General features: G+C 37.7%; 20 protein-coding genes. 13 read left to right on the top strand and 7 right to left on the bottom strand.

Translation table 11 applies throughout. The features are described 5' to 3' along the window. Positions 1-4: 4 nt before the first annotated feature. The 5 genes from MR054_RS09235 to MR054_RS09215 all read left to right on the top strand — a co-directional run bounded on the left by MR054_RS09235 (position 5) and on the right by MR054_RS09215 (position 6,283). A complete protein-coding gene (locus MR054_RS09235) occupies positions 5-1,030 on the top strand; it encodes an XdhC family protein (protein ID WP_242157632.1) in 1,026 nt (341 codons plus the stop codon). 2 nt (positions 1,031-1,032) lie between these two features. Then, positions 1,033-1,659 (top strand): nucleotidyltransferase family protein, encoded by a 627-nt coding sequence (locus MR054_RS09230; protein WP_242157631.1) that lies wholly within the window; start codon positions 1,033-1,035, stop codon positions 1,657-1,659. Positions 1,660-1,828: 169 nt separating this feature from the next. After that, positions 1,829-3,316 (top strand): xylulokinase, encoded by a 1,488-nt coding sequence (locus tag MR054_RS09225; protein WP_242157630.1) that lies wholly within the window; start codon positions 1,829-1,831, stop codon positions 3,314-3,316. A gap of 20 nt (positions 3,317-3,336) precedes the next feature. Then, positions 3,337-4,662 carry a xylose isomerase gene (gene xylA, locus MR054_RS09220; RefSeq protein WP_242157629.1) on the top strand — a complete coding sequence of 442 codons (1,326 nt, stop codon included), beginning with the start codon at positions 3,337-3,339 and terminating at the stop codon, positions 4,660-4,662. A gap of 4 nt (positions 4,663-4,666) precedes the next feature. Further along, complete coding sequence (locus MR054_RS09215) at positions 4,667-6,283, top strand: sodium:solute symporter (protein WP_242157628.1); 1,617 nt, start codon at positions 4,667-4,669, stop codon at positions 6,281-6,283. A 7-nt stretch (positions 6,284-6,290) separates the two neighbouring features. Here the strand turns inward: MR054_RS09215 and MR054_RS09210 are convergent, their stop codons facing one another. Next, on the bottom strand, positions 6,291-7,322 hold the full coding sequence (locus MR054_RS09210; protein ID WP_242157626.1) for a LacI family DNA-binding transcriptional regulator: 1,032 nt from the start codon (positions 7,320-7,322) through the stop codon (positions 6,291-6,293). A gap of 123 nt (positions 7,323-7,445) precedes the next feature. Between MR054_RS09210 and MR054_RS09205 the strand changes: the two genes are divergently transcribed. The 8 genes from MR054_RS09205 to MR054_RS09170 all read left to right on the top strand — a co-directional run bounded on the left by MR054_RS09205 (position 7,446) and on the right by MR054_RS09170 (position 21,911). Then, positions 7,446-9,740 (top strand): FdhF/YdeP family oxidoreductase, encoded by a 2,295-nt coding sequence (locus MR054_RS09205; protein ID WP_242157624.1) that lies wholly within the window; start codon positions 7,446-7,448, stop codon positions 9,738-9,740. Between the two features lie 523 nt (positions 9,741-10,263). Next, positions 10,264-12,783, top strand: a complete 2,520-nt coding sequence (gene nirB / locus MR054_RS09200) for a nitrite reductase large subunit NirB (protein WP_276520164.1) — start codon at positions 10,264-10,266, stop codon at positions 12,781-12,783. A gap of 22 nt (positions 12,784-12,805) precedes the next feature. Continuing rightward, positions 12,806-13,183 carry a nitrite reductase small subunit NirD gene (gene nirD / locus MR054_RS09195; RefSeq protein WP_242085028.1) on the top strand — a complete coding sequence of 126 codons (378 nt, stop codon included), beginning with the start codon at positions 12,806-12,808 and terminating at the stop codon, positions 13,181-13,183. A 20-nt stretch (positions 13,184-13,203) separates the two neighbouring features. Beyond that, on the top strand, positions 13,204-13,788 hold the full coding sequence (locus tag MR054_RS09190) for a DUF4202 domain-containing protein (protein WP_242085027.1): 585 nt from the start codon (positions 13,204-13,206) through the stop codon (positions 13,786-13,788). 10 nt (positions 13,789-13,798) lie between these two features. After that, the gene (locus MR054_RS09185; protein WP_242157622.1) at positions 13,799-15,610 is read left to right on the top strand and encodes a sensor histidine kinase; all 1,812 of its coding nucleotides are present in this window, start codon (positions 13,799-13,801) and stop codon (positions 15,608-15,610) included. Between the two features lie 51 nt (positions 15,611-15,661). Continuing rightward, positions 15,662-16,327 carry a response regulator gene (locus MR054_RS09180; RefSeq protein WP_242157621.1) on the top strand — a complete coding sequence of 222 codons (666 nt, stop codon included), beginning with the start codon at positions 15,662-15,664 and terminating at the stop codon, positions 16,325-16,327. 563 nt (positions 16,328-16,890) lie between these two features. Next, a complete protein-coding gene (locus MR054_RS09175; protein ID WP_242157620.1) occupies positions 16,891-20,412 on the top strand; it encodes a nitrate reductase in 3,522 nt (1,173 codons plus the stop codon). A gap of 56 nt (positions 20,413-20,468) precedes the next feature. Next, a complete protein-coding gene (locus tag MR054_RS09170; protein WP_242157619.1) occupies positions 20,469-21,911 on the top strand; it encodes a rubredoxin domain-containing protein in 1,443 nt (480 codons plus the stop codon). Between the two features lie 80 nt (positions 21,912-21,991). Here the strand turns inward: MR054_RS09170 and moaA are convergent, their stop codons facing one another. The 6 genes from moaA to MR054_RS09140 form a co-directional block, all read right to left on the bottom strand. Next, the gene (gene moaA / locus MR054_RS09165; RefSeq protein ID WP_420868337.1) at positions 21,992-22,999 is read right to left on the bottom strand and encodes a GTP 3',8-cyclase MoaA; all 1,008 of its coding nucleotides are present in this window, start codon (positions 22,997-22,999) and stop codon (positions 21,992-21,994) included. 21 nt (positions 23,000-23,020) lie between these two features. After that, a complete protein-coding gene (moaCB, locus tag MR054_RS09160; RefSeq protein ID WP_242157616.1) occupies positions 23,021-23,932 on the bottom strand; it encodes a bifunctional molybdenum cofactor biosynthesis protein MoaC/MoaB in 912 nt (303 codons plus the stop codon). 34 nt (positions 23,933-23,966) lie between these two features. After that, positions 23,967-24,410: a molybdenum cofactor biosynthesis protein MoaE gene (locus tag MR054_RS09155; RefSeq protein WP_242157614.1), complete on the bottom strand. Its 444-nt coding sequence runs from the start codon at positions 24,408-24,410 to the stop codon at positions 23,967-23,969. Between the two features lie 86 nt (positions 24,411-24,496). Further along, positions 24,497-24,730 carry a MoaD/ThiS family protein gene (locus MR054_RS09150; RefSeq protein WP_242085017.1) on the bottom strand — a complete coding sequence of 78 codons (234 nt, stop codon included), beginning with the start codon at positions 24,728-24,730 and terminating at the stop codon, positions 24,497-24,499. Beyond that, a complete protein-coding gene (mobA, locus tag MR054_RS09145) occupies positions 24,720-25,298 on the bottom strand; it encodes a molybdenum cofactor guanylyltransferase (RefSeq protein WP_242157613.1) in 579 nt (192 codons plus the stop codon). Before mobA ends, MR054_RS09150 begins: the two co-directional genes overlap by 11 nt. Beyond that, positions 25,299-26,039, bottom strand: coding sequence for a sulfite exporter TauE/SafE family protein (locus tag MR054_RS09140; protein WP_242085015.1), 741 nt, complete (start codon positions 26,037-26,039; stop codon positions 25,299-25,301). Between the last annotated feature and the right edge of the window lie 42 nt (positions 26,040-26,081).

Below are 26,081 nucleotides of genomic sequence, written 5' to 3'. Positions count from 1 at the left end.
GGTTATGACACATGAATTTAAAAACATAGTTGAAAACGCCCTACTTGCAAAACAGCAAGGTAATAAATCGGTTTTAGCTTCGGTGGTGGCCTTGGATGGTTCATCATATCGTAGACCTGGTGTGCGAATGCTTGTCCTCGAAAATGGGGATATGGTAGGTGCAGTAAGTGGAGGATGTGTAGAAAAAGAAGTTTGCCTACAGGCTCAATCTGTTTTTAAAACCGGACGGTCCAAGATGATGACTTATGATGGACGCTACAGATTAGGTTGTGAGGGAATACTGTACATATTATTGGAATTATTTGATCCAGAGGATGGTTTTTCCAGTGCTTTTTTTGCCTGTTTAAAGCATAGAACCAAATTCGAAATACATTCATTTTTTGAAAAGAAAGCAGGGCCATTAAATGGTTTAGGATCTTATCTTATAATTGAAAATCTCTTATTTTCCATATCCAATCCTTCAATAAATTATAAAAGCAATCCACTCCCTGTATTGAAACAACCGATGGCACCTTGTTTTAAAATGATTATAATTGGTGCAGAACACGATGCTGTAAAACTTTGTAGTTATGCGGCATTAACGGGATGGGAAGTTACTATAATTGCTGGGATTAAAGAACATAAGTCTATTGAAAATTTCCCCGGAGCTACTGCTTTCATTAGTACAACTCCAGAAACTATTGAAGTAGAAAACATAGATGAGCAAACCGCAGTTGTACTCATGACTCATAACTTTGCTAATGATTTACGGTATCTCGTGGCCCTTAAACAGACCAGTCCGGCCTATATAGGTTTGTTGGGTCCATCCAAGCGACGGGACGATTTATTGAACCAATTTATTGAATATTCTCCTGAAATTGAAGACAGGTTTTTGGAGTGCATCCATGGACCCGCGGGGTTAAATATTGGTTCCGAAACTCCTGAGGAAATTGCCATTTCTATTATTTCGGAAATATTGGCATTTACACGTCAACAAAACCCTATGTCGTTAAGTAAAAAAAACGGGAAAATACATCATAATAAATTATAGTTGTGCCTGCTAAAACCACGAATGTAGCCTTGGTTATTTTGGCTGCTGGAGCTTCACGAAGAATGGGTGCTCCAAAACAGTTGTTACCATGGGGGGAAGATTACTTATTGGGACATGTTGTAAAAAATGCCCTAAAAACGGTAGCAACAGAAATTATTGTTGTGTTAGGGGCCAATTATGATTACATAAACCAAAAAGTTGATCGTTTTCCTGTAACCGTTTTAAATAATACGGATTGGTCAATGGGATTGGGGATGTCTATTGCCATGGCTTCCAATTATATAAAGGAGCAAGTTTTAAAGCCGGATGGCATTTTGATTACATTGGCAGATCAACCTTTTGTTACTCCTGACTACCTCAATAACATGATTTCAGTTTTTTTACCAGGTAGGAATCAAATTATCAGTACCTCTTATCAACACCAGAGTCATGGTGTTCCTGTTCTTTTTGACCTGTCCTATCTCGACCAATTACGCCAATTAAATTCAGATGTTGGTGCAAAAAGTATAGTGGATAAAAACCAGCATTTTATTACCTATTTAAGGCCTGAATTCAATAATGCTGATCTGGATACCATGGAAGACTATAAGACTTATCGTAAGCAGGGTTATGATACAGATAATCTTTAAATATGAAAAATTACGAAAACCTTTAAGTAGGCCTATTCTTAATATTAAAATATTGAAATTTAAATAGTTACCGTTATGCTCCCTGAGGGTTATGACATCTAATTTAGACAATTTTAATGGAGAATGGGTCATCTATACCTACTTTTGAAAAAACCACTTTCGTTATTAATTGTATTATTTAGGATTAGACATAGGCAGTTCAAGTATTAAGGCCGCTTTGGTAGAGGAAGCCACTGGGAGAAGTTTGGGAGTTGTTCAGGAACCAAAGCAGGAAATGGGTATGTATGCCCAAAAAAATGGATGGGCTGAGCAAAACCCCGAAGATTGGTGGATCCATTGTTGTAATGCCATAAAACGGATAAAAAAAGAATATCATATTTCGAAAACGCAAATAAAGGGCATCGGCATATCATATCAAATGCATGGCTTGGTTGTGGTCGACCATAATGGTGTTCCACTAAGAAAAAGTATCATATGGTGTGATAGCCGAGCGGTAAACATTGGAAATAAGGCCTTCGAAGATCTTGGGGAAGAAAAATGCGCTTCACAATTACTTAATTCACCAGCCAATTTCACTGCGTCAAAACTAAAATGGGTTAAAGATAACGAACCCAACACGTATCAGAACATTTACAAATTCATGCTACCGGGTGATTTTATTGCCTATAAATTTTCGAATACCATAAATACCACTCTATCCGGATTATCTGAAGGGATTTTGTGGAACTTTAAAGAGAATGATATCGCTAATATGTTATTGGACTATTACGGTATTGATCGGGCTTTGGTTCCGGATATAACAGAAACTTTTGGAGTCCAGTCCGTTGTTGATAAAAAAGGGGAAGAAGAAAGCGGTATAGCATCGGGCACACCAATATATTACAGAGCCGGAGACCAACCAAATAACGCCGTGTCCCTTAATGTATTTAATCCGGGTGAAGTGGCAGCTACCGGAGGCACTTCAGGGGTTTTTTATGCCATAACGGATAACTTATCTGTAAAGGAAAATGCCCGGGTAAATAATTTTGCGCATGTTAACCATCATAGGGAAAAAGAAACCCGTATCGGTAAATTACTATGCATCAATGGAGCAGGTATTCAATACCGTTGGTTATTGAATAATTTGGCCGTTAATTCATATGACGAGATGAACTTAATGGCATCGGAAGTTAGAGTTGGATCGGATGGGGTTTGTTTAATACCATTTGGAAATGGAGCCGAACGCATGTTAAACAATAAAGAATTAGGAACCAGAATCGTTAACGTGAATTTAAATAACCATCATAAAGGGCACTTGTGCCGGGCAGCATTGGAAGGTATTGCATTTTCATTCGTTTATGGGATGGAAATATTAAAATCAGACGGTATCCGAGCAAAGGTGATACGGGCAGGAAACGACAATTTATTCCGATCCGAAATTTTTGCCACTACCGTTGCAACTTTGATCGATCAGGAAATAGAAATATACAATACCACCGGAGCTATAGGGGCAGCACGCGCAGCAGGCCTGCATAATGGCGATTTAGAAAGTTTTGGAAAATCAATAATGAATAATGACCATGTCATGACCTTTTTGCCTTTAAGGGATAAAAGCCCTTACCAAAAGGCCTATAAAAATTGGAAATATGAATTGGAACTTATATTGAATAATGTATAATCCTAAAAATAATTAATATTATGGCAATAATTGGAGACCGGGAATATTACAAAGGAATTGGTGATATAAACTATGAAGGAAAAGAATCCGATAATCCATTGGCATTTAAATATTATAATCCAGATCAAGTTGTCGCTGGAAAGACCATGCGAGAGCATTTCAAATTTGCTGTAGCCTATTGGCACACCTTCTGTGGTAAAGGTGCTGATCCTTTTGGCCCGGGCACACAAACTTTTGAATGGGATCAATCTTCAGATCCCCTTCAGGCAGCAAAGGATAAGGCTGATGCCGCATTTGAATTTATTAGTAAAATGGGGTTCGATTATTTCTGTTTTCATGATTTCGATTTAATTGCCGAAGCTCCCACATTTTTGGAATCTGAAAGGCGATTAGATAGCATTACAGATTATATTAAAGTCAAGCAAAAGACTTCAGGAATAAAATTGCTCTGGGGAACAGCCAATTGTTTTTCCAATCCACGATATATGAATGGTGCAGCGACCAACCCGGAGTTTAATATTCTAGCCAGGGCTGGCGGACAGGTAAAATTGGCGTTGGATGCAACCATAAAACTCAACGGGGAAAATTATGTGTTTTGGGGTGGTCGTGAAGGTTACATGAGTTTATTGAATACCGATATGGGTCGTGAATTGGACCATATGGCACAATTTCTAACCATAGCCAGAGATTATGCGCGTAGTCAAGGATTTACAGGCACCTTTTTTATAGAACCTAAACCCATGGAACCATCAAAACATCAATACGATTTTGATACAGCAACGGCAATTGGTTTCTTGAAAGCATATGGTCTGGATAAAGATTTTAAGATTAATATTGAAGTTAACCATGCCACCCTGGCGCAACACACCTTCCAACATGAATTGGAAGTGGCAGCCAAAGCAGGTATGCTTGGAAGTATAGACGCTAATAGGGGTGATTACCAAAACGGTTGGGATACGGATCAATTCCCAAATAATATCCAAGAAACGACCGAGGCAATGCTGGTATTTCTCAAAGCTGGCGGTTTACAAGGGGGTGGTGTAAATTTTGATGCCAAAATAAGAAGAAACTCGACCGATATCGATGATGTTTTCCATGCGCATATAGGAGGCGCAGATACGTTTGCAAGGGCATTATTGACCGCGGATAAAATTATATCCTCATCACCGTATGAAAAATTAAGAAAGGAGCGCTACAGTTCGTTTGATACTGGAAATGGCAAAGCCTTTGAAGAAGGGAAGCTGACACTTTCCGATTTATATAAAATCGCTCTGGATAATGGAGAATTACCTTTAGTAAGTGGGAAACAGGAATTATTTGAAAATATTATAAACCAATATATCTAAACCTATGAATTCGGTATTGGAAGGCTTAGACTGGGTCGTATTAGGAGTGTACTTTTTAGCATTAATGGCCGTTGCTGTTTGGGTTATTTTACAAAAAAATAGGAATACGGAGGACTATTTTTTAGCAGGTAGAAACGTGGGATGGTTCGTTATTGGGGCCTCAATTTTTGCTTCCAATATAGGTTCAGAGCATGTTGTTGGTTTGGCTGGTACAGGAGCCGAATCAGGTATGCCTATGGCGCACTATGAATTACATGCATGGATCGTATTACTTCTGGGTTGGTTATTTCTGCCGTTTTATATCAGAAGTGGGGCTTTTACCATGCCGGAATTTCTTGAAAAACGATTTGATGCCCGTTCGCGTTGGTTTTTATCGGTGTTTTCATTAGCCGGATATGTCATTACCAAGGTATCGGTAACGATTTATGCCGGTGGTATTGTTGTGTCCGAATTGTTAGGTATTCCCTTTTGGTATGGAGCAATAGGAATTGTTGTATTTACCGGTATTTATACCATTATAGGAGGGATGAAGGCGGTCATTTATACTGAAACCCTTCAAACGGTTATTCTTATTGCAGGGTCCGTAACCATAACGTATTTGGGTTTACATGAAGTTGGAGGGTGGTCAGAATTACGGGCTACGGTAGGATCTGAACATTTTAATATGTGGCGCCCCGTTAGTGACCCGGATTTTCCATGGACCGGCCTTTTATTTGGTGGAACAGTGGTTGGGGTTTGGTATTGGTGTACCGATCAATATATAGTTCAAAGAACCTTAGCGGCTAATAATATTAAAATAGGTAGACGAGGTGCTATATTCGGAGCTTACCTAAAAATATTACCGATATTTATTTTTTTAATACCAGGTATCATTGCTTTTGCACTTGCACAAAAGGGGGTCTTAAGCTATGATCGGGCAGATCAGGTTTTCCCGGTAATGGTCAAGGCCTTACTTCCCGTAGGGCTCAAGGGTCTTGTAGCAGGGGGTTTAATGGCTGCCCTTATGAGTTCCCTAGCTTCCGTTTTTAACTCGTGTTCTACTATTTTCACCATTGATATTTATAAAAAATTAAAACCACACATGACCGAAAAGCGATTGGTTAAAATTGGACAGTTGGCAACGGCTATTGTAGTGTTCTTAGGAATTATTTGGATACCTATCATGGAAAAAATAGGTGGTGGTACCCTTTACAAATATTTACAAAGTGTACAATCCTATATCGCACCTCCAATTACAGCTGTCTTTGTATTAGGGATTTTATGGAAACGCGTAAATGCAAAGGGAGCCATTGTTACCTTAATGGCTGGTCTTTTTGTGGCCGCATTGCGAATTGCTGCTGAAATTAACATCGATAGTTTACAAGGCATTGCTCATGCCTTTGCAGCGATAAATTTTGCCCATATGGCCATATTTATGTTTTTATTTTCTGCTGTTGTTTGTGTGGTCGTTAGTCTGGTCTCTCAGGCTCCCAATTATGAAAGTATTAAGGGATTGGCTTTTGGAACCCTATCCATCGAACAAAAGAAAGCCAGTAAAGACAGTTTTGATCAAATAGATATTATACTATCTGTCCTATTAGTCATTGTTGTCATTTCAGTGCTCACCTATTTTACGGGTTAGCCGGATACTATATTAATTTAACGGGTCTTGTGCTTTCTCTGGGAATCAAACTTGTTTTTATCATTTTCGTAATAAAAGGTTGATCTGTTACCGCATTTTCTATACGGTCAATAAGCATGTTAACGGCGGTTTCACCAATATGTTTTCCATGTTGACTAATGGCTGATATAGAGGGGGTAAGATGTTGTAAAAGTTTACCATTTGTAAAACAGATAATAGACATTTCATTTGGAATGGCATAGCCCATTTGTTTGACTATTTTTAAAGCATTCACGGCCGCATTTTCTTCCAGGCAGATAAGGCCATCAATAGTTTTATCCGAGAGTGTTACTTTCATAATAGTATCAAAGTCTTCGTGATTGCCAATGCGAATAATGAGTCGTTCCTCTATAGGCATGTCATATTCTGTAATGGCCTTTTTATAGCCTTCTACCCGTAGTTTTCCAACACTCAAATTATCAATGATGGAAATTAGGGCCACTCGATGGCATCCGGATTGCAGCAAATGTTTAGTGGCTGAATAGGCGCTTTCTAAATCATTTACAATGATTTTATCACATGAAACGGAATCCGAAACCCGATCGAACATCACAACTGGAATACCTTCATTAATGGTATTTTGAAGATGTGTGAAATTCTGCTTCACCTGGGTTTCCTCGGCTAAGGAAATGATAAGACCATCTAAATCACCATACTTTAACAGTTCGATTGTTTTCACCTCTTTTTCATAAGATTCGTTTGAAATACAGGATACAAGCTGATAACCGTTTTGAGAAGCCATGTTTTCTATGCCCACGAAGGCCTTGGCAAAAAAGCTATTCATTATATTGGGTATAACCACCCCAATCGTTTTGGTTTTTTTATTAAGTAAGTTGAGAGCAATAACATTTGGTTTATAATGGTGTTCTTTGGCATATTCTTGAATCTTCTGTTTGGTTTTTGTGCTGATATCGTAGCTATCATTAAGTGCTTTTGAAACGGTAGCAATAGACACCCCAAAGGTCGTAGCTATGTCTTTTAAGGTAATTTTCTTTTTCATTATAAACCCACGTAAATTATCGTCTAATGTAAAATATTTTTGCTTTTGTTTTTAGAAAATATAAGGATGTATTAACAGATAATTTTTTAAAAATGCGATATTTGATAGATATAAGCCATTAGAATGAATCAATCGAAGGACAAAAGGGCGTTAGCACCTGAAGAATTCACAAACTTGAAAATTAAAGAACGGGCGAATAACAGTGCTGGTATTAAAGGAATTACCCATGCTTTGAATCATGCTCAAAAGTATATAGGCTTAAGTAAAGCTCTTAAGCTTTCCTTGAAAATGAATCAGAAAGGTGGATTTGATTGCCCGGGATGTGCATGGCCCGATCCAGATGATGAGCGCTCTTTATGGGGAGAATACTGTGAAAATGGTATCAAGGCTATTGCAGAAGAAGCGCAAAATAAAACCATTGGACGCACTTTCTTCAGTAAATATTCTGTTGATGAATTAGCCGATTGGTCCGATTTTGATCTTGGAAAATCTGGCCGATTGGCTGAGCCCATGTTATTGAAAAGGGGATCAAAATATTACAGACCTTTGTCTTGGGAAGAGGCCTTTAATAAAATAGCAACGCACCTCAAGTCATTGGATCATCCTGATGAAGCCGTTTTTTATACTTCAGGTAGGACGACTAATGAAGCTGCATTTTTGTATCAGTTATTTGTGCGTGAATACGGAACTTCCAATTTACCGGATTGCTCCAATATGTGCCATGAGGCTAGTGGCACAGCATTATCAGAAACTTTAGGAATAGGAAAAGGGTCGGTTACCTTAGATGATTTGTATAAAGCAGAAGTCATAATGGTGGTTGGTCAAAACCCGGGAACCAATCATCCCCGGATGCTTTCAGCTCTGGAAAAGTGCAAAAGAAACGGAGGAAAGATTATCGCCGTGAACCCCTTACCTGAAGCCGGCCTCATTAAATTTACCAATCCACAGAACCCAATGAAAATGGTAACCGGAGGTACCATTTTAGCAGACCTTTATGTGCCGCTGTCTATAAATGGGGATGTGGCTTTTTTTAAAGCCATTCTGCTAAAATTATTAGAAAAAGAAGAAACTATTGGAAAGGTATTTGATCACGATTTTATTGAAAAACATACGCATGGATATCAAGCGTTTATTTCAGATTTAAAATCTTATGATTTTGAGGATTGCCTAAAGTCCGCTGGAATACCCCGGGACACATTTGACGCTGCATTACAATTGATCCTGAACAACAATAAAATTATAATTTGCTGGGCCATGGGTCTGACACAACATGAAAATGCCGTTGACAATATTAGGGAATTGGTTAATTTACTATTACTTAAAGGAAGTATTGGAAAAGATGGGGCCGGAACATGTCCGGTTCGAGGGCACTCCAATGTACAGGGTGATAGAACAGTGGGTATTTGGGAAGCAGCCCCACAAAGTTTTCTGGATAAAATTGAAGATAAATATGGATTTAAACCGAGTAATAAGCATGGTTATTCTGTAATTGAAGCCATTAAGGCCATGTATGAAAAGAGAGCCAAAGTGTTCTTTGGGCTGGGAGGAAATTTTATTGCGGCGGTTCCAGACACCCTGTACTCGGCAAAGGCCTTAGAAAATTGTAATCTAACTGTACACGTGAGTACCAAACTGAATAGATCACATTTGGTCACTGGTAAGGAGGCTCTTATTCTACCCTGTTTAGGGCGGACCGAAAAAGATTATCAAAAATCAGGAGAGCAGATTCAGAGTATCGAGAACTCTATGGGCATTGTGTCATCAACCAAAGGGGTTTTAAACCCCTGTTCCGATAAATTGCTGAGTGAAGTAGCTGTTGTTTGTGGTATTGCGCATGCTACCTTGGGAGAGCGTTCACAGGTTAATTGGTTGCAATATAAAGACGACTATAATCTTGTTCGCGATGATATAGAGGAGGTGGTTTCAGGATTTCAGAATTATAACGAGCGCATAAAAGATCCATCCGGATTTTATTTGCCTAATGGTGCCAGATTAAGGCAATTTAACACCAAAACCGGTAAAGCAAATTTCACCTTGAACAAATTGCCAAAATGGACCCTTAAAGGGGAAGAATTAATTATGATGACCATTCGTAGCCATGATCAGTTCAATACCACCATTTACGGACTTAATGATCGGTATCGCGGTATTTTCAATGAAAGACGTGTTATCTTCATGAATGTTGAAGACATGAAAGAACGGCAACTTGAGGAAAAGCAAATCGTGCATATAAAATCGCATTATAAAGAAACAGTCAGGGAAGCACATAACTTTAAGGTAGTGGGTTATGATATCCCTAAAAATTGTTGTGCTACTTATTTTCCGGAAACTAATGTTTTAGTTCCTTTGGACAGTTTTGCACACACTGCTAAAACACCGGCCTCCAAAAGTGTCATCATTACAGTTATACCTGCATGAGAAGTTCATTATACCTGTTCCAATGGGTAGAGTAGGAGTTGTCTTTATAGGGTTCTGACCAAGAATAATCTGTTAATTTTCCTTAAATCGAATCAAGTCCTTATAAGCATGTTATATTGTTTTTTGGGAATGGCTGTACGAGTGGGTCGTGAGTCCGTTTGTCAATTTATAACCATTAGATAAATTGGTCTTTGCAGTCGGTAAACATTTTTAAGGATTTCAATATTCTTTTTGTCCGGTTACTGCGCAATGAAAACGGTTATCCTTAAACGTTTTTACTTTCTTAATGCGAACGTTCGAATTTTGCCTTCTTAGTAAAAAAATGTATCTCCTTTTACGAAATCTTTAATAATGTCCAGTTTTGATAAAAATTTAATGATTTACGTATTAAATTAAGTAAAAATACTTATTTTTGATTTTAAAAATACGTAGTTAGTAACATGATCAAAGATATTTGATGGATACTAATGACATACGAATAATCCATGATATTAATTATAATGTATAAATAAAATAGTATCTGATGAAAAGAATAATCATTGTGGGTAATGGCATGGTTGGTTATAAATTTTGTGAAAAGTTTGTGGCAAATCCATTAGCCAAGGGTTTTGAACTTATGGTTTTTGGAGAGGAGCCCAGGCCAGCATACGATCGCGTGCATTTAAGTGAATATTTCCAAAATCAAGATGCCGAAGCCTTGGAAATGGCACCGAGATCCTGGTATGAATCACATGGTATTCAATTGAGGTCTAATGAACGTGTTACAGATATTCATCGGGCATCAAATAAGATTACAACATCTAATGATTTGCATTATAAATATGATTATTTGGTTTTAGCCACAGGATCTGCACCTTTTGTTCCGAATGTTGACGGTATTGAAAAAAAGGGTGTTTTTGTGTACCGGACGATTGAAGATTTGGAGGCTATGTTGGACTATGCCGAGGACTTAAAATCTAAGACTGACAGGACCATAAAAGCAGCCGTTCTTGGCGGTGGTTTGTTGGGATTGGAAGCCGCTAAAGCAGTTTTAGACATGGGTTTTGAACCCCATGTGGTGGAATTCGCGCCCAAATTGATGCCCAGACAATTAGACACGCGAGGCAGTAAGGTGTTACAGGAAAAGATTGAATCTTTGGGAATCCATGTACACTTGTCAAAGGCCACCAATAAAATACTGGGTGATGATGTGATTACTGGTATGCAGTTTGGGGAATATGATAATTTAGATGTGGATATGCTCGTAGTATCTGCCGGTATTCGTCCGCGTGACGAATTGGGTAAGACCTGTCATTTGGAAATGGGTGTACGAGGTGGAATAGTAGTGAACAATGGTATGCAAACATCCGACCCAGAAATTTATGCTATTGGAGAAGTCGCCTTATTTAATCATATGATTTATGGTTTAGTAGCTCCAGGCTATGATATGGCGGAAGTAGCTGTAAACCAAATTTTGGGAAATACAGAGGTATTGATGAAGGATGATATCGATATGTCAACTAAATTAAAATTGATTGGTGTCGATGTGGCCAGTTATGGGCAGCCATTTATGCCCGTAGACAAGGGATACTCCATTGTTTATGAAAATAAAACAAAAAATTTGTACAAACGGATAAATATAAGTCATGATGGAAAATCCTTACTCGGTGGAATTTTAATTGGCGATGCCTCCGACTATAATATGCTCCATCAAATCTATTTAAATGGTTTACCAATTCCTGAAGAGGCAGAAGAACTGATCATTGGTGGTCGAGGAGCAAACGGGTCTAACTTTGGTAATGTGATGGATATTCCGGATGTTGCTCAAGTGTGTTCATGCGAAAGCGTTACTAAAGGAAGTATTTGCAGTTCGATAACGGAAGGAGGATGTAATCATCTAGCAGAAGTTATTAGCATTACCAAAGCCACAACTGGTTGTGGTGGATGTAAACCCATGGTAGTCGATCTCGTAAACGAAACCCTAAAATCCCAGGGAAAGGAGATTAAGGAAACCGTATGTGAACATTTTAACTTTAACAGGCAGGAACTTTATGATCTCATAAAAATAAATAAAGTAAAGGATTATGATGAGGCACTTAATTTATTTGGTGAAGGTCATGGATGTGAAGTATGTAAACCTGTAATAGCTTCCATTTATGCCAGCATCCATATGGAAACGCCAAACCGCCAGGTGGCCATTCAAGATACAAATGATAGATTTTTAGCCAATATTCAGCGAAATGGAACTTATTCCGTTGTACCCAGAGTTCCTGGTGGTGAGATTACACCGGACAAATTGATCGCTATTGGACAGGTGGCTAAGAAATTTAATCTCTATACAAAAATAACTGGTGGACAGCGCGTGGACCTGTTTGGAGCCCAATTACATGAATTACCCGTTATTTGGAAAGATTTGATTGATGCCGGATTTGAAAGTGGTCACGCCTATGGGAAGTCCTTACGAACTGTAAAGAGTTGTGTGGGATCAACATGGTGTCGCTATGGAATGCATGAAAGCGTAACTTTTGCTATTGAAATAGAAAATCGTTATAAAGGATTACGATCGCCTCATAAGTTAAAAGGAGGAGTGTCTGGCTGTATCAGGGAATGTGCTGAAGCAAGGGGAAAAGATTTTGGATTGATTGCTGTTGAGGGAGGATGGAACCTCTATGTCTGTGGTAACGGAGGGGCAACACCGAAACACGCCATTTTATTTGCTGAACAATTGGATGATGAAACAGCCATAAAATATCTCGATCGATTTTTAATGTACTATATAAGAACGGCAGGACCATTGGTGCGAACGGCACCTTGGTTGGATAAATTGGAAGGTGGAATAGATTATTTAAAACAAGTTATAATGGAAGATTCTTTAGGGATTGCTGAGGACTTGGAATTGGAAATGCAAGGACTGATCAATAAATATGAATGTGAGTGGAAACAAGCCATAGAAGATCCAGATATGAGTGAACGATTTAAACATTTTGTCAACTCGGATGATACCGACGACAATTTGGTCTTTGTACCCATGAGAGATCAAAAAATGCCAAAGGCTTGGAGCTAATTAATATTTTATAAAACTTAGGATGCAACACATATTAAATCAATATCAAACAGTAACCGAAGCGTGTGTAAAAACATGGTTCAAGGTAGGTGTCACAGAGGATTTTCCGGAAAACAGTGGTGCTTGTATAAAATATAAAACCAAGCAAATAGCGGTTTATAATTTTGCACGGATTTCGAAATGGTATGCCTGCCAAAATGTATGCCCGCATAAAATGGAAATGGTATTGTCCCTTGGAATGATTGGTGATAAAAATGGGATACCCAAAGTAGCATGTCCTATGCATAAAAAGAATTTTTCACTAGAGGACGGTTCACAATTAGGAGGTGATGATCTCAAAATAGCAACCTACCCCGTTAAAATAAAAGATGGAAATGTGTATATTGGCTTTATAGATTAATTTAAACCAATGCCAGTATTATGGAACCGACACGATTTGAAAAAGCCATTATTTTAATTGATCAAAAAAATGCGGAAGATATAAATACCTACCAGGTTCAAGGGATAACCTATTCGAAGGAGTTGCTGTACTCACAGCGTATGACACAAAGACTACTGCAATTTAGGCCTGAAGCTTCTGAAGCCCTTCAGATAGCCGCACGGGCACAACATATCTGTCGCTGGAAGATAGCCAGAAATGAATACCCCATGGATAGGATTGGATATTTAAAATGGCGTGAAACCCTAAAGAAAATGCACGGTAACTTGACTGCTGAAATTTTAAAGAAAGTGGGTTACGACGATTCATTTGTTGATCGCGTTGTCTTTTTAATCAACAAAAAACTAATAAAAAAGGATGAAGAAAGCCAGGCTTTAGAAGATGTTATTTGCTTGGTGTTTCTTGAGTACTACTTTGAAGAGTTTGCTGCCAAACATGAAGACGAAAAGATCATAGATATTTTAAGGAAAACCTGGAATAAAATGTCGAATGAAGGGCATGCAGCAGCTTTGAAGCTTAATTTTTCAAAAAAGGATCTTGCTCTTATAAAGCAGGCCTTAGCATAATTGCAAAACCATGAGTAAAAGTGGGAGTTCTTTAGATCAGCGAACCTTTGATAAGTTAAGCCGTTTATACATTATTGCCCTAAGTACCATTGCCTTATCGGTAGTCCTTAGTCAAATATTAATCAGAAAACACCTGAGGGACCAGCAGAGTGATTCAACGGTTATTAATGTAGCCGGAAGACAACGCATGCTAAGTCAGAAATTAACAAAGGATGTTGTTTCCCTTGCGGCAGAGGAGGATTTAAATAAAATATCCAGTATAAAGGATAGCATAAAAGAGACCTTGACGCTCTGGAGGACCTCACATGTGGCACTTCAAACCGGTAATGATAGTTTGGGCGTACCGGGCGACAATAGTAAGGTTGTTTCCAATTTATTTAAAAGACTTAATGTGTCATTCAACATTATGAGTGAAGCGTCCCAACACCTTATAGATGCTGTAGAAAATAAACCACCACTGCCATTAAATGCGTATTTAGCAGATATCAATAAAATAAAAAGCACCGAAGGTAACTTTTTGTCGCTGATGGATCAAATTGTCAATCAATATGACCTTGAAGCCGATGAGAAGGTAAATTGGCTGAGGAACCTGGAGCTGTTACTAACAACCTTGACCCTGTTAATCCTACTTTTTGAATTCCTTTTTATTTTTTGGCCAACGGCTAAAAGTGTTAAACAAACCTTGGCAGAATTATTGACGGCGGAAAAAAGAGCAAAAAAAATGGCCTATGATGCCGATGTACTGAGCGCAGCCAAAGAGAAATCGATAAAAGAACTTCGTGCCTTAAGCCATGCCATGGACGAAACGCTTTTGTTTGGACGAATCACGTCCGAGGGAAGAGTGGTTCATATGGGAAATAGATTTTCAAGGTTATTTAAGTTCAACAGATTTAAAGCCAGTGCCAGTTTTTCAGAAATTCTATCGGTCCACGAAAACGAACGCGCCTTTATAGATGAAGTCATTACGAAACATAGAAAGACGGGATGGCAAGGGGAAGTAAAGGCCACGACTAAAGACAATGAACCTATATGGCTAGAAATGGCCATCATTCCGTTTACCTATACCGATGATGCTTCAGAATTACTCATTATTGCTTCAGAAATCACGAAACGGAAAGAAGCCCAACTTGAAATTGAACGATTGACAAAGGCCAGTTTTGAGGAGAAAATGAGTCAGCAAAAGATTATATCCGGTAAGATTATTGAAAACCAAGAAAAAGAACAGAATCGGATTGCTAAGGATGTTCACGACGGCATTGGTCAAATGTTAACGGGTTTAAAGTATAACCTTGAAAGCATTGATATTTCAGATGTAGAAAAGACCGCTTCCAAAATAGAACATTTAAAAGAACTAACCGCAAATATCATTAAAGGTGTAAGAACCGCAACGTTTAATTTGACACCTCCCGAATTGACCGATCACGGCATTGTACCGGCCATTACCAAATTAACAAAAGAACTGTCCAGACTTACGGGAAAGGAGATTGTATTTTACAATAAGACAAATTTTAACCGACGTATGGACTCCTTAACCGAGATTAATATTTACAGAATTACCCAGGAAGCCATCAATAATGCCATCAAATATGCAGATTCAACGCATATACTGGTATCATTGACCAGTAGCGAAAATATTTTAAGTATAGTTATAGATGATAATGGAAAGGGGTTTGATCCGGAGAAAGTAAAGCATGTAAAAAATGGAGACGGGGGTATGGGAATGACCTTTATGCGGGAACGTATTACCTATATTGACGGCCGTTTATTTTTAAACTCTGAACCGGGTAAAGGTACTCGGGTGACCTTAAATATTCCGATATAGAAATACGTGGTATAACTTGAAATTCACTAGTTTTGTGTTAATTAAAAAATTATGAGTGTTATAAATGTAGTTCTTGCAGACGACCATGTATTAGTCAGGGATGGCATCAAAGCTCTTTTGGAGGATCAAACGGGAGTTGTGGTATTAGATGAAGCGTCAAACGGAAGGGAGGCTTTGGAAGTTGTTAAATTCAATAAGCCTGATGTTTTGGTCGTTGATATCCGTATGCCGGAATTAAATGGTATTGAAGTTGTTAGAGAGGTCAGTATGAACTACAGTGATGTGAAAACGCTAGTACTTTCGATGCATGATTCTGAAGAATATGTCGTCCAGGCCATTCAGGCGGGAGCGGATGGCTATTTATTGAAAGGTGCAAGTAAAGAAGAATTTTTAAAAGCGTTAACCACCGTAGCCACTGGAGGGAAATACTTCACCGGTGACGTATCTTCAATTATCATGAACAATTTTGTAAATGGCAATGTGAATAGGGAAACGGTATTAAAAAAAGAGTCCATAGAAATACCATTTCACCTTACTAAACGAGAAAAGCAAATATTAGAACTCGTCCTTCAATTAAAAAATAATAAGGATATTGCTGAAGAATTAAGCATAAGTAAGAGAACAGCAGAAGTACACCGTTTTAATTTGATGAAAAAATTGGATGTGAAAAACCTTAAAGAGCTTACCGAAAAGGCTAAGGAATATAATCTTGTTTAAATTTTGACATCAATTTGTTAATACAGTTCTTATAAAACCTACGATTTAATCCTTTTATTTTGACAGATTATTAAATTGATATTTTGTTAATTATCAATTCTACATTAATTGACTAAATAAGTATATTTATTTAAATAATTACGTATTTATACTTAGATTTGTTGTTAGTATAATTCCGATTTAAATACGATTGATACAATAAATTTGATTTTCAAATACCATAAATTACTTTAAATATCATTGCTGAGGAATTTTATAGTTAACGGGTTGTTTATGATTTAGCATTATTAGAGGGCTATCTTATGTGGTTAACCATTCGGGATGAATAATCAGTACCTATATTGGAATGATATTATGGACTATGGTTAAGTAGCATCTGAATCTTGAAAATTAGGTTAATTAACTTTGGAATAAACACAGACTTGTAAAACACTAATAATTTTGATTGTTTTTTAGTGAATTGGAAATTATGTGGAGCTTTTTTATGAGATTGGGAATAATATATAAATGATCTTGTTTGGTGTTGTTATAATGGTTTAATTCGTCGAAAATCAAATATGTAAATGGTTAATAATGAGATAAAAACAACATGTTCTTACTGTGGGGTGGGTTGTGGTATCGTCGTTAGGAAAGATAGCAATAACAAGGTTATTGTTGAAGGCGATAAAGATCATCCCGTAAACAAGGGAATGCTTTGTTCCAAGGGCATGAATCTGCATTATGTGGTAAATGATACCTCCGATAGAATTCTATATCCTGAGATGCGTTGGAGCAGGTCGCATCCGCTTGAACGTGTTAGTTGGGACGATGCCTTGGATAGAGCCAGTAGTGTTTTTAAATCAATTATTAAACGCTATGGACCTGACAGTGTTGGATTTTATGTATCTGGACAAAGCTTGACGGAAGAATATTATATAGCCAATAAGCTGACCAAGGGGTTTTTGGGTACCAATAATATCGATACCAATTCGCGGTTGTGTATGAGCTCGGCCGTGGTGGGCTATAAAAAAACTTTTGGAGAGGACAGCGTGCCTATTTCATATGAAGACATAGAACTTGCAGATTGTTTTTTTATTGCCGGGGCAAATCCTGCTTGGTGTCATCCCATTCTCTTTCGCCGTATTGAAATGCATAAAGAGAAAAATCCTGATATAAAAATTATAGTGGTGGACCCTCGTAAAACCGATTCTGCTCATTTTGCGGATTTACATTTGCAATTACTTCCCGGTACAGACATTATACTGTATAATGCAATTGGTCGCTGCCTATTTGAGAGGGGACTGATAGATGAAGATTTCATAAATAATCACACAGAAGGATTTAAGGAATATAGGGATCAAATTTGTTCTGTTTCCATAAAAAAAGCGGCAAACATGTGTGGCGTACCAGAAAAAGACTTAAGAAAAGCAGCCGATTTTATCGGTCTGTCCAAAGGATTCATAAGTATGTGGGCTATGGGTCTAAACCAGAGCGCCATTGGAGTCAATAAAAATACAGCTTTACTTAATTTATCACTTATCACAGGACAGGTGGGAAAACCAGGATCAGGACCATTTTCATTAACGGGTCAGCCCAATGCCATGGGTGGCCGTGAAGTAGGGGGTATGGCAAATCTTTTGGCGGTTCACAAAGATCTGAATAATGAAGAACATCGCCGTGAAGTGGCCCGCTTTTGGGGTGTTGATGGAATTTCGGAGAAACCGGGCTATACCGCTACCGAAATGTTTGATGCGCTTGAACAAGGTAAGTTGAAGGCCATATGGATTGCATGTACCAACCCACTGGTTAGTTTGCCCAATACCCATCGTATAGAAAGGGCTTTAAAACAAGCTAAGTTTGTTGTAGTTCAGGATATTTCCTATCGATCGGATACCGTCGATTATGCCGATTTAGTGCTTCCCGCGGCAGGTTGGTTAGAGAAAGAGGGAACCATGACCAATTCAGAAAGACGTATATCGTACTTGCCACAAGTCATTAATGCCCCTGGCGAAGCACGTCCGGACGTTGAAATATTTTGTGATTTTGCGCAGCGCATGGGTTTTCGTGGATTTAATTATAACAGTGCTGAGGAGATCTATGACGAGTATAGTGAAATGACTAAGGACACTCATATCGACGTGTCCTATTTAAATTATGATCGCTTAAAGAATGAAGGCACATTTCAATGGCCGGTTCCTGAATACAGACATACAGGAACACCAAGATTATTCGGAGATAAGAAGTTCTATACGCCTACACAAAAAGCAGTTTTTAATATTCCCGAACAAGTGTTAAACACCTCCGTGATGCCTAGTGAGGACTATCCACTTATCCTAACTACCGGAAGGGTTCGAGATCAATGGCATACAATGACCCGTACAGGAAAGGTGTCCAGATTAAAAACACATTATCCCAAACCAGTCTTGGAAATTAATCCGGTTGATGCCTATTTAAACAAACTGAAAAATGGAGATATTACGGAGATACGCAGTAAGAATGGGGTCGTTAGGGTTCGCGCCAAAATAACCGATACCATAAAAAAAGGGGTGGTATTTTTACCGATGCATTGGGGAAAACAACTTCAAAACGATTTGAATCGTGCAAATAATTTGACCAATACACTTATTGATCCCTTATCCAAAGAACCCGATTTTAAATTTACAACGGTTGCTGTATCAAAATATAAAAAACCTGTAGAAAAATTAATTGTTGTAGGAGCAGGTGCAGCTGCATTTCGCTTTATTCAGAATTACAGGGAATATAATGAGCAAGATGACATTCATGTGTTTTCAAAAGAATCCAATCTGTTCTATAATAGAGTGTTGCTTCCCGAATATGTGACCGAAGAATTAACATGGGAACAGTTGTTAAAAATTAAAAAGACAGAATTGAACAAGTTGAACGTGATGACCTATCCGCAAACTTGGATTTCTGAAATTGATAAAGAATCGAAAACGGTTACGGATAGTAATGGTGTAACCCATGGATTTGATAAATTAATATTGGCAACCGGAAGCCGTGCTTTTATTCCTAAGGATGTACAAATAGATATGCCGGGACGTTTTACCATGCGTAATAAGTTAGATGCCGATAAGTTTAAATCCTATTTGGAGGCTACCAATTTACCTTCAGAACAACAACATGTTGTTATTGTGGGCGGCGGATTGTTAGGCTTGGAATTGGCTGCAGCTCTTAAGCATAAACAAGTTAAAATAACCATTATTCAGAGGGGGTCCAGATTAATGGAACGCCAGTTGGATAAAGTTTCAAGTAAGTTGCTGGCCCTTGATGTTCAAGAGCGAGGGATTCAAATTTATTTTGATAATGAAGTGAGTACTGTATTTGATGATGAAGATACAGGAGAGTTAAATATTACCTTAAAGAGTGGGAAATTTATAGTAGCCAATGCCATTGTTTATGCCATTGGCACCATACCAAATGTTGAAGTGGCACGATCTAATGGAATTATCTGCGGGCGAGGCGTAAAAGTAAATCAGCATCTGCAATCTTCAAATCCAAATATATTTGCCATTGGTGAAATAGCCGAATTTAACAATCAGTTATTTGGAATAACTTCTGCGGCGGAAGAACAAGCTGCTATTTTAGCAAATTTCATAGCTGGCGATATTAGCTGTTCATATCATGGTTCTGTACTAATGAATATTTTAAAGTTTAATGATCTTAATTTGTGCAGTATAGGGGATGTTAATATACCGGATAATGACATGAGTTATGAACAAGTTGTTTTTACTGATATCTCCAAACGCTATTATAAAAAATGTATTGTGAAAGACGACTTGTTGGTAGGTGCCATTTTAATGGGTGACAAAACTGAGTTTGCAGAATTTAAAACCATGATCGAGAGTAAGATTGAAATGTCAGAAAAACGGAATACGCTACTGCGTGGATCGTCAATTGATAAACCGGTATTGGGTAAGTTGGTGTGTTCATGCAGTCAGGTGGGCGATGGTAATATTCTGGAAGCCATATCAGGAGGGTGTACCGATTTTACCGAGTTGTGTAAAACAACAGGTGCAGGCCTGGGTTGCGGGAGTTGTAAGACCGAGGTACGTGAATTGTTGAGTAAAGCTAAAGTTTTAGTATAAATTCGAGGAAGGTAGGACACGGTAAAGTGGATATGAGACAATAATAATAATGACAAATGAAGGAATTAAACCGATTAATCGTAAACGGAGGGGTTTTATCTCCTGGAGAGTTAAAATACATTTGTGAAATGGCAGAACAATTGGGATTGAATGCTATTTCTTTTGGTTCTAGACAAGATATCATTTTTCCCGACAAAATTGATCAAGGTCAATTGGCCAAGTTCGATAAGATTCAAGTGGTTGAACCGGGTAAAGCGAGTATCGAGAATATAGTATCCTCTTATGTGTCGGCGGATATATTTCCAAGTACTCCATGGCTTACGGGAGATCGGTACTTGTACATATTAGAGCAGTTTAAGCATAATTTGCGATTAAGGGTTAATATTACGGATCCCAGACAGCGTTTGGTACCCTTGTTTACCGGACACATAAATTTTATAGCCTCGGCACATGAAGATTATTGGTATGTCTATCTAAGGTTGCCAGGATGGAAACAAACACAAATGTATCCTGCTTTAGTGTATAGTTGGGAATTGGATAAATTTGAATTGGCGATAGAACATATCCTCAAAGAGGAACCGGAAACCATTGAAACAGTATTTGAGTTGGTTAGTGATGCTGTGGACACGAATAACAGAACTGTGGATGAACCCCTGGAGGTGCCATTTTATCCTTTTCCTTATTTTGAAGGTATGAATCGAATAGGTACCGATAAATACTGGTTGGGTTTGTATTGGAGGAATAACTTATACGATCTGACTTTTTTAAAGGCCATGTGTGAACTCTGTGCCGAGAGTAAAATCGGCAAAATATCAATAACTCCATGGAAATCTTTTATAGTTAAAGGAATACCAATAAGTGCTAAATTACAATGGGAAAAGTTTCTAGGAAAGTTTGGAATAAACGTGCGCCACTCGATGTTGGAATTGAATTGGCATCTACCGGTTGCAAATAAGGATGCACTGTACTTGAAAAAATATTTAGTAACCAATTTTGACCAGAATGATATCAGTACTTATGGACTGACTTTTGGAATTACCGACTATGAAAGCAGTGCATATTACTTTACCTCTATTGTAATAGAAAAAAACAAGCAACCTGAATTGCAAGGGGATTTTGTTATTAGGGATACCTATAATTTATTATATGCCAAAAATTTTGATCCGAATACAAGAGATTACATTATGCATGTCCAAGATGTCGATAAAGTTGAATTACCGGGCTTGCTTATGGAATTGAGTCAATTGTATTTTGATCAATTGGGACAGGAAATGGAAGTCGAATTATCCGAAGACGATGTCTGTGAAAAAAAGGAAGAATTGGTATATCAATGCCTCGATTGTCTTACAATATATAATGAGTCTTATGGTGATAGAATACAAAATATTCCTCCTGAAACCCCATTTGAAATGTTACCTGAAAATTATGTCTGTTCTCTATGTGAAGCACCTAAAGAGAATTTAAAAAAAATAACATACCTAAAAAAGAGTAATGCTTAATGAACCATAACCCTTTTAGAAGTCGCTTTAAACAAGCGCGTCCATTTTTCTTGATTACGACCGTTTTTTTTAAAGCTTGGCTATCCGCCAATAGATATCATACTCCGGTTATTGGAATGTAAATCGGGGTCTTGAAGTTTCTTTAACGTATCCATGCCACCGCGTATTTTAAATTTAGCCTGGACGGCTTTTTGAATGATACCTTCAATCGATTTGCCTTGACGCAACGGTGTTAACAAATCAGATTCGGAAGATGAAAACAAGCAATTTTTTAGCTGTCCGTTGGCTGTTATTCGCAATCGGTTGCACGAGTCACAAAACGGGTTCGTTACTGAGCTTATTATAGCAAAGCTACCTATATAACCTTTAATTTTGAAATTTTTAGAAGTGTCATGTGGCGCATCGCTTAACTTTAATAGGTCTTCCTTTTGGAAAACAGCGTGAACGCGGTTCATCACATCGTTGTACGATACCATTTTTGCCATATCCCATTTATTGCCATCAAATGGCATAAATTCTATAAATCTCACCGAAACAGGTAGTTTTTCAGTTAAATGAATAAATTTAATGATCTCGTTATCATTAAATCCTTTAATGAGCACGGCATTGACCTTTACCTTAAATCCTTCCTTAATCAAAAGTAAAATATTGCTGTACACTTTATCAAATTGATTGCGACGTGTAATCTGTTCAAACTTTTTACGATCTAAGCTGTCTAAGCTAATATTGAGGTTTTTAACACCGTATTTTTTAAGATCCGGAATGAACCTGTCAATAGTTATGGCATTAGAAGTCATGGAGAGTTCTACCGGAAGGCTTGCAAGTTTTTCTAGAATAACAGGGATATCCTTTCGCACCAAGGGTTCCCCGCCGGTTAAACGAATTTTAGTTACACCATGCTTTACAAAGAGTCTGGCAATATCGTATACTTCTTCGTAAGTCATCAAATGACTTTTAGGAGCGAGTTGCACTCCATTTTCTGGCATACAATAAGTGCACCTTAAATTACAACGTTCGGTCAGGGAAATACGTAAATAGCTATGTACTCTGCCATGCGAATCCCTTAATATGTTTTTACTTTCTTTCAAAGTTCTCATTCTATTTTTGTCCTAATCATGTCTGGCACCTTTTAAAACCCGAAAACTGTGTAAAATTGCTGGAAAGATGGCGTCCATGGATTCTCTTGCACCATTAGTTGAGCCTGGTAAAGCCAACACTAATGTATTCTTTAGGGTTCCTGCAATGCTTCTCGATAACATTGAAAATGGCATGCGTTCTTGCCCATAACTACGGATGGCTTCCTCAATTCCGGGAATCCTTCTATCCAATAATGGAATTAGGGCTTCCGGTGTGATATCGCGAGGTGAAAGTCCTGTGCCACCAGTAAAAATAACCATATCTACACCCTTTTCCTGATAATATTTTACTTTATTCTGAATCACATCTTTCTCATCCGGAATGATAATATATTCAAAAATGGATACATTACAGGTTTCAAGCTTTTTTATAATGGCCTTGCCTGCTTTATCTTCTTTATGGCCTGCCGAAATGGTATCACTACAAACAACCACGGCAGCAGATAAATTCGTTTTAAATCGATCTTTAAAGTCAGATTTACCTCCTTTTTTGGAAAGCAATTTAATTTGTTTAATTTCTATTCCTTTGTCGATGGGTTTCAACATATCGTACATATTTAATGCGACAACACTTGCACCATGCATGGCTTCTACCTCGACACCGGTTTTGTATATGGTTTTAACGGTGAATAAGATTTTAATTTCTAAGTTTTCTATTTCATATTCTATACCGGTAAACTCAATAGGTAAGGGGTGACAGTCTGGCAATAAATCGGGCGTTCGCTTTACTCCAAGCAACCCGGCCGCTTTGCTCATGGCAAATACATTGCCCTTTGGGACTGAGTCATTTTGTATGGCTGTGATGGTTTCAGGTTTACTCACTTTAACAATAGCCTGGGCTGTTGCAACGCGTAAAGTTTTGTTTTTATTTGTAATGTCTACCATATTTTCTGTTTTACTATTTGCTGAATTTGAACTCTTAAGAATTTACTTTCCACTGATGTGTATCGTCTTCGAACCGCTCTCTTCCAAAGACGGGGACATCTGCCTTAATGCGTTCTACAATAAATTCCAAAGCTTCAAAAACCATCCTTCGGCGTGGTGAGGAAACAAAGACAAACAAACATATTTCACCCGCTTTCACTTCACCCAAACTATGATAAATATGCATGCAGGTTAGATCGAATTTTTCAAAAGCTGTTTCACGTATCTCATGAAACTTGGCATTAGCCATATCTTCATAAGCGGTATATTCTATAGCCGTTATGGTTTTGCCATTAATTTGATCTGCACGTATTTGCCCTAAGAATATATTGTGCGCCCCTATAGCGGTTTTAGTTTGGTGCTTGGCAATAGATGAACCTATGAAATCGGAAGTAATAGCCCCCTGGTGGAATACATTTTTAATTTTGTTATCTTTCATTTTTATTGTGTCTAAATGGTTAAATCGTTTTGGATCTTAATTTAATGAGCTATAAAGCCGGCCTTACCTCGGGAAAAGTCTTGATATTATCCACCTGCAAAAGGAGGCAATAATGCAATCTCTTCTCCTGTAAGTTGGGTGTCAAATGAGACTAATTCTTTATTTTGGGCCACCTGAAAGGATTTTGACTCCAATTCAGGGTATTTTTGGATAAGAAAGGAAACCAGTTCTGATATTAAGCGATGTTCAAGCAACATGGTTTCTTCTTTTACTCCGGTTACTTCTGCTATTTGCCCAAAATACATGATGCTAATGTTCATAATTTAGTAATTTAAATTCTTGTTTGGTATTTACATTTGTTATCGTATGATCATACCGATGTTTAAGTTTAATGTTTTTGACTTTACATTGATTAACAGCAAATTGTAGCCGTTTTTCGTGATTGACTAAGAGTTCTTGGAATGTTCTAAAACAAGTTTTCTTATATAAGGCAACGAGTGGCATGGTCTTACCATTACTTTCAATTTGAAACACATCATTTGTAGCATCAATACTATCAATTAACTGTTTTAAAACAATGGTCTTAATTAGAGGAATATCACAACTTAAAACAAGGTTATATTCGGTTTTGGAGGCCTTTAAACCGGAATATACCCCGTCTAATGGTCCGGAGTCTTTAAAGACATCCAAAATCCTTCTATATCCAAAAACGTCATATTTGGAATTATCAGAAACTATCATAATTTCAGAAACCAATGGTTGTAGGGCATCTGCAATATGCGTTACAAATGGTTTTTGATTTATTTCCAACAAACCTTTATCGGTCCCCATTCTGGAGCTTTTCCCACCTGCAAGAATAATACCGGTTATGTTTTTTGTACGTATCATTTAGGTGAATAATAATTTAATAGATGCTATGAACAATACAAAAGCTAATATGTATCTTAAATTCGTGTTATTTATTTTTTTACTTCCTAAATAACCTCCTAAAATACCTCCAATTAAGGCAACACCTACCAACACAAAGGCGTCATTTTCAATTATAATGCCACTACTTAATTGGCCGATCAATCCAGAAGCCGAGTTGACCCAAATAAATAAAGCAGAAACTGCTGCGGCCTCTTTCATTTTCCCCCAATGTAATAACAAGATTATTGGCGTTAGTATAATGCCACCACCAATACCAATAAGTCCTGAGAAAAATCCAATAATACCACCAATAACAAGACCTTGCCAAAGCCGTACATTGGTAATGGTGCCTTTTTCTTTACCAAAGACATTCAACATTTTTAAAATAGCAAACCCTAAGAGTACGGCCAATATTTTCTTATAAACAGAAGCTTCAACTTCTATAGAACCACCAATAAAGGCCATGGGAATTGAGGTCACAGCAAAAGGCAAAAAAAGCTTTAAATTAAAATACCCACTCCTGTAATAGTAATAAAATGCTATACCGGCAACAAATAAATTAAGTAGGAGCGCTGTGGGTTTCATAGCCTCAGGAGTAAAAGTAAATAACGCCATTAAAGCTAAATAGCCGCTTGCTCCACCATGACCAACACTGGAATACAGGAATGATATAGCAGGTAATATGGCTAAGAATAAATATATGTTATCTTGTTGCAGCATTTTTTATAAAGTACGGGCCAATGTTAAAATTCCTCTAAACTT

This window comes from Aestuariivivens sediminis (assembly GCF_022662105.1).
GTDB classification, from domain to species: domain Bacteria; phylum Bacteroidota; class Bacteroidia; order Flavobacteriales; family Flavobacteriaceae; genus Aestuariivivens; species Aestuariivivens sediminis.
This window is presented reverse-complemented; position numbering and strand designations above follow the sequence as displayed.

Bases quoted from the DNA above. Each gene is read 5' to 3' on its own strand.
- xylA (WP_242157629.1), top strand. From the start codon at position 3,337: ATGGCAATAATTGGAGACCGGGAATATTACAAAGGAATTGGTGATATA.
- MR054_RS09155 (WP_242157614.1), bottom strand. From the start codon at position 24,410: ATGAAAGATAACAAAATTAAAAATGTATTCCACCAGGGGGCTATTACT.
- MR054_RS09175 (WP_242157620.1), top strand. From the start codon at position 16,891: ATGGTTAATAATGAGATAAAAACAACATGTTCTTACTGTGGGGTGGGT.
- MR054_RS09140 (WP_242085015.1), bottom strand. From the start codon at position 26,039: ATGCTGCAACAAGATAACATATATTTATTCTTAGCCATATTACCTGCT.
- mobA (WP_242157613.1), bottom strand. From the start codon at position 25,298: ATGATACGTACAAAAAACATAACCGGTATTATTCTTGCAGGTGGGAAA.
- MR054_RS09180 (WP_242157621.1), top strand. From the start codon at position 15,662: ATGAGTGTTATAAATGTAGTTCTTGCAGACGACCATGTATTAGTCAGG.
- nirB (WP_276520164.1), top strand. From the start codon at position 10,264: ATGAAAAGAATAATCATTGTGGGTAATGGCATGGTTGGTTATAAATTT.
- MR054_RS09170 (WP_242157619.1), top strand. From the start codon at position 20,469: ATGAAGGAATTAAACCGATTAATCGTAAACGGAGGGGTTTTATCTCCT.
- MR054_RS09210 (WP_242157626.1), bottom strand. From the start codon at position 7,322: ATGAAAAAGAAAATTACCTTAAAAGACATAGCTACGACCTTTGGGGTG.
- MR054_RS09185 (WP_242157622.1), top strand. From the start codon at position 13,799: ATGAGTAAAAGTGGGAGTTCTTTAGATCAGCGAACCTTTGATAAGTTA.
- MR054_RS09205 (WP_242157624.1), top strand. From the start codon at position 7,446: ATGAATCAATCGAAGGACAAAAGGGCGTTAGCACCTGAAGAATTCACA.
- moaCB (WP_242157616.1), bottom strand. From the start codon at position 23,932: ATGGTAGACATTACAAATAAAAACAAAACTTTACGCGTTGCAACAGCC.
- nirD (WP_242085028.1), top strand. From the start codon at position 12,806: ATGCAACACATATTAAATCAATATCAAACAGTAACCGAAGCGTGTGTA.
- MR054_RS09215 (WP_242157628.1), top strand. From the start codon at position 4,667: ATGAATTCGGTATTGGAAGGCTTAGACTGGGTCGTATTAGGAGTGTAC.
- MR054_RS09235 (WP_242157632.1), top strand. From the start codon at position 5: ATGACACATGAATTTAAAAACATAGTTGAAAACGCCCTACTTGCAAAA.
- MR054_RS09150 (WP_242085017.1), bottom strand. From the start codon at position 24,730: ATGAACATTAGCATCATGTATTTTGGGCAAATAGCAGAAGTAACCGGA.
- MR054_RS09190 (WP_242085027.1), top strand. From the start codon at position 13,204: ATGGAACCGACACGATTTGAAAAAGCCATTATTTTAATTGATCAAAAA.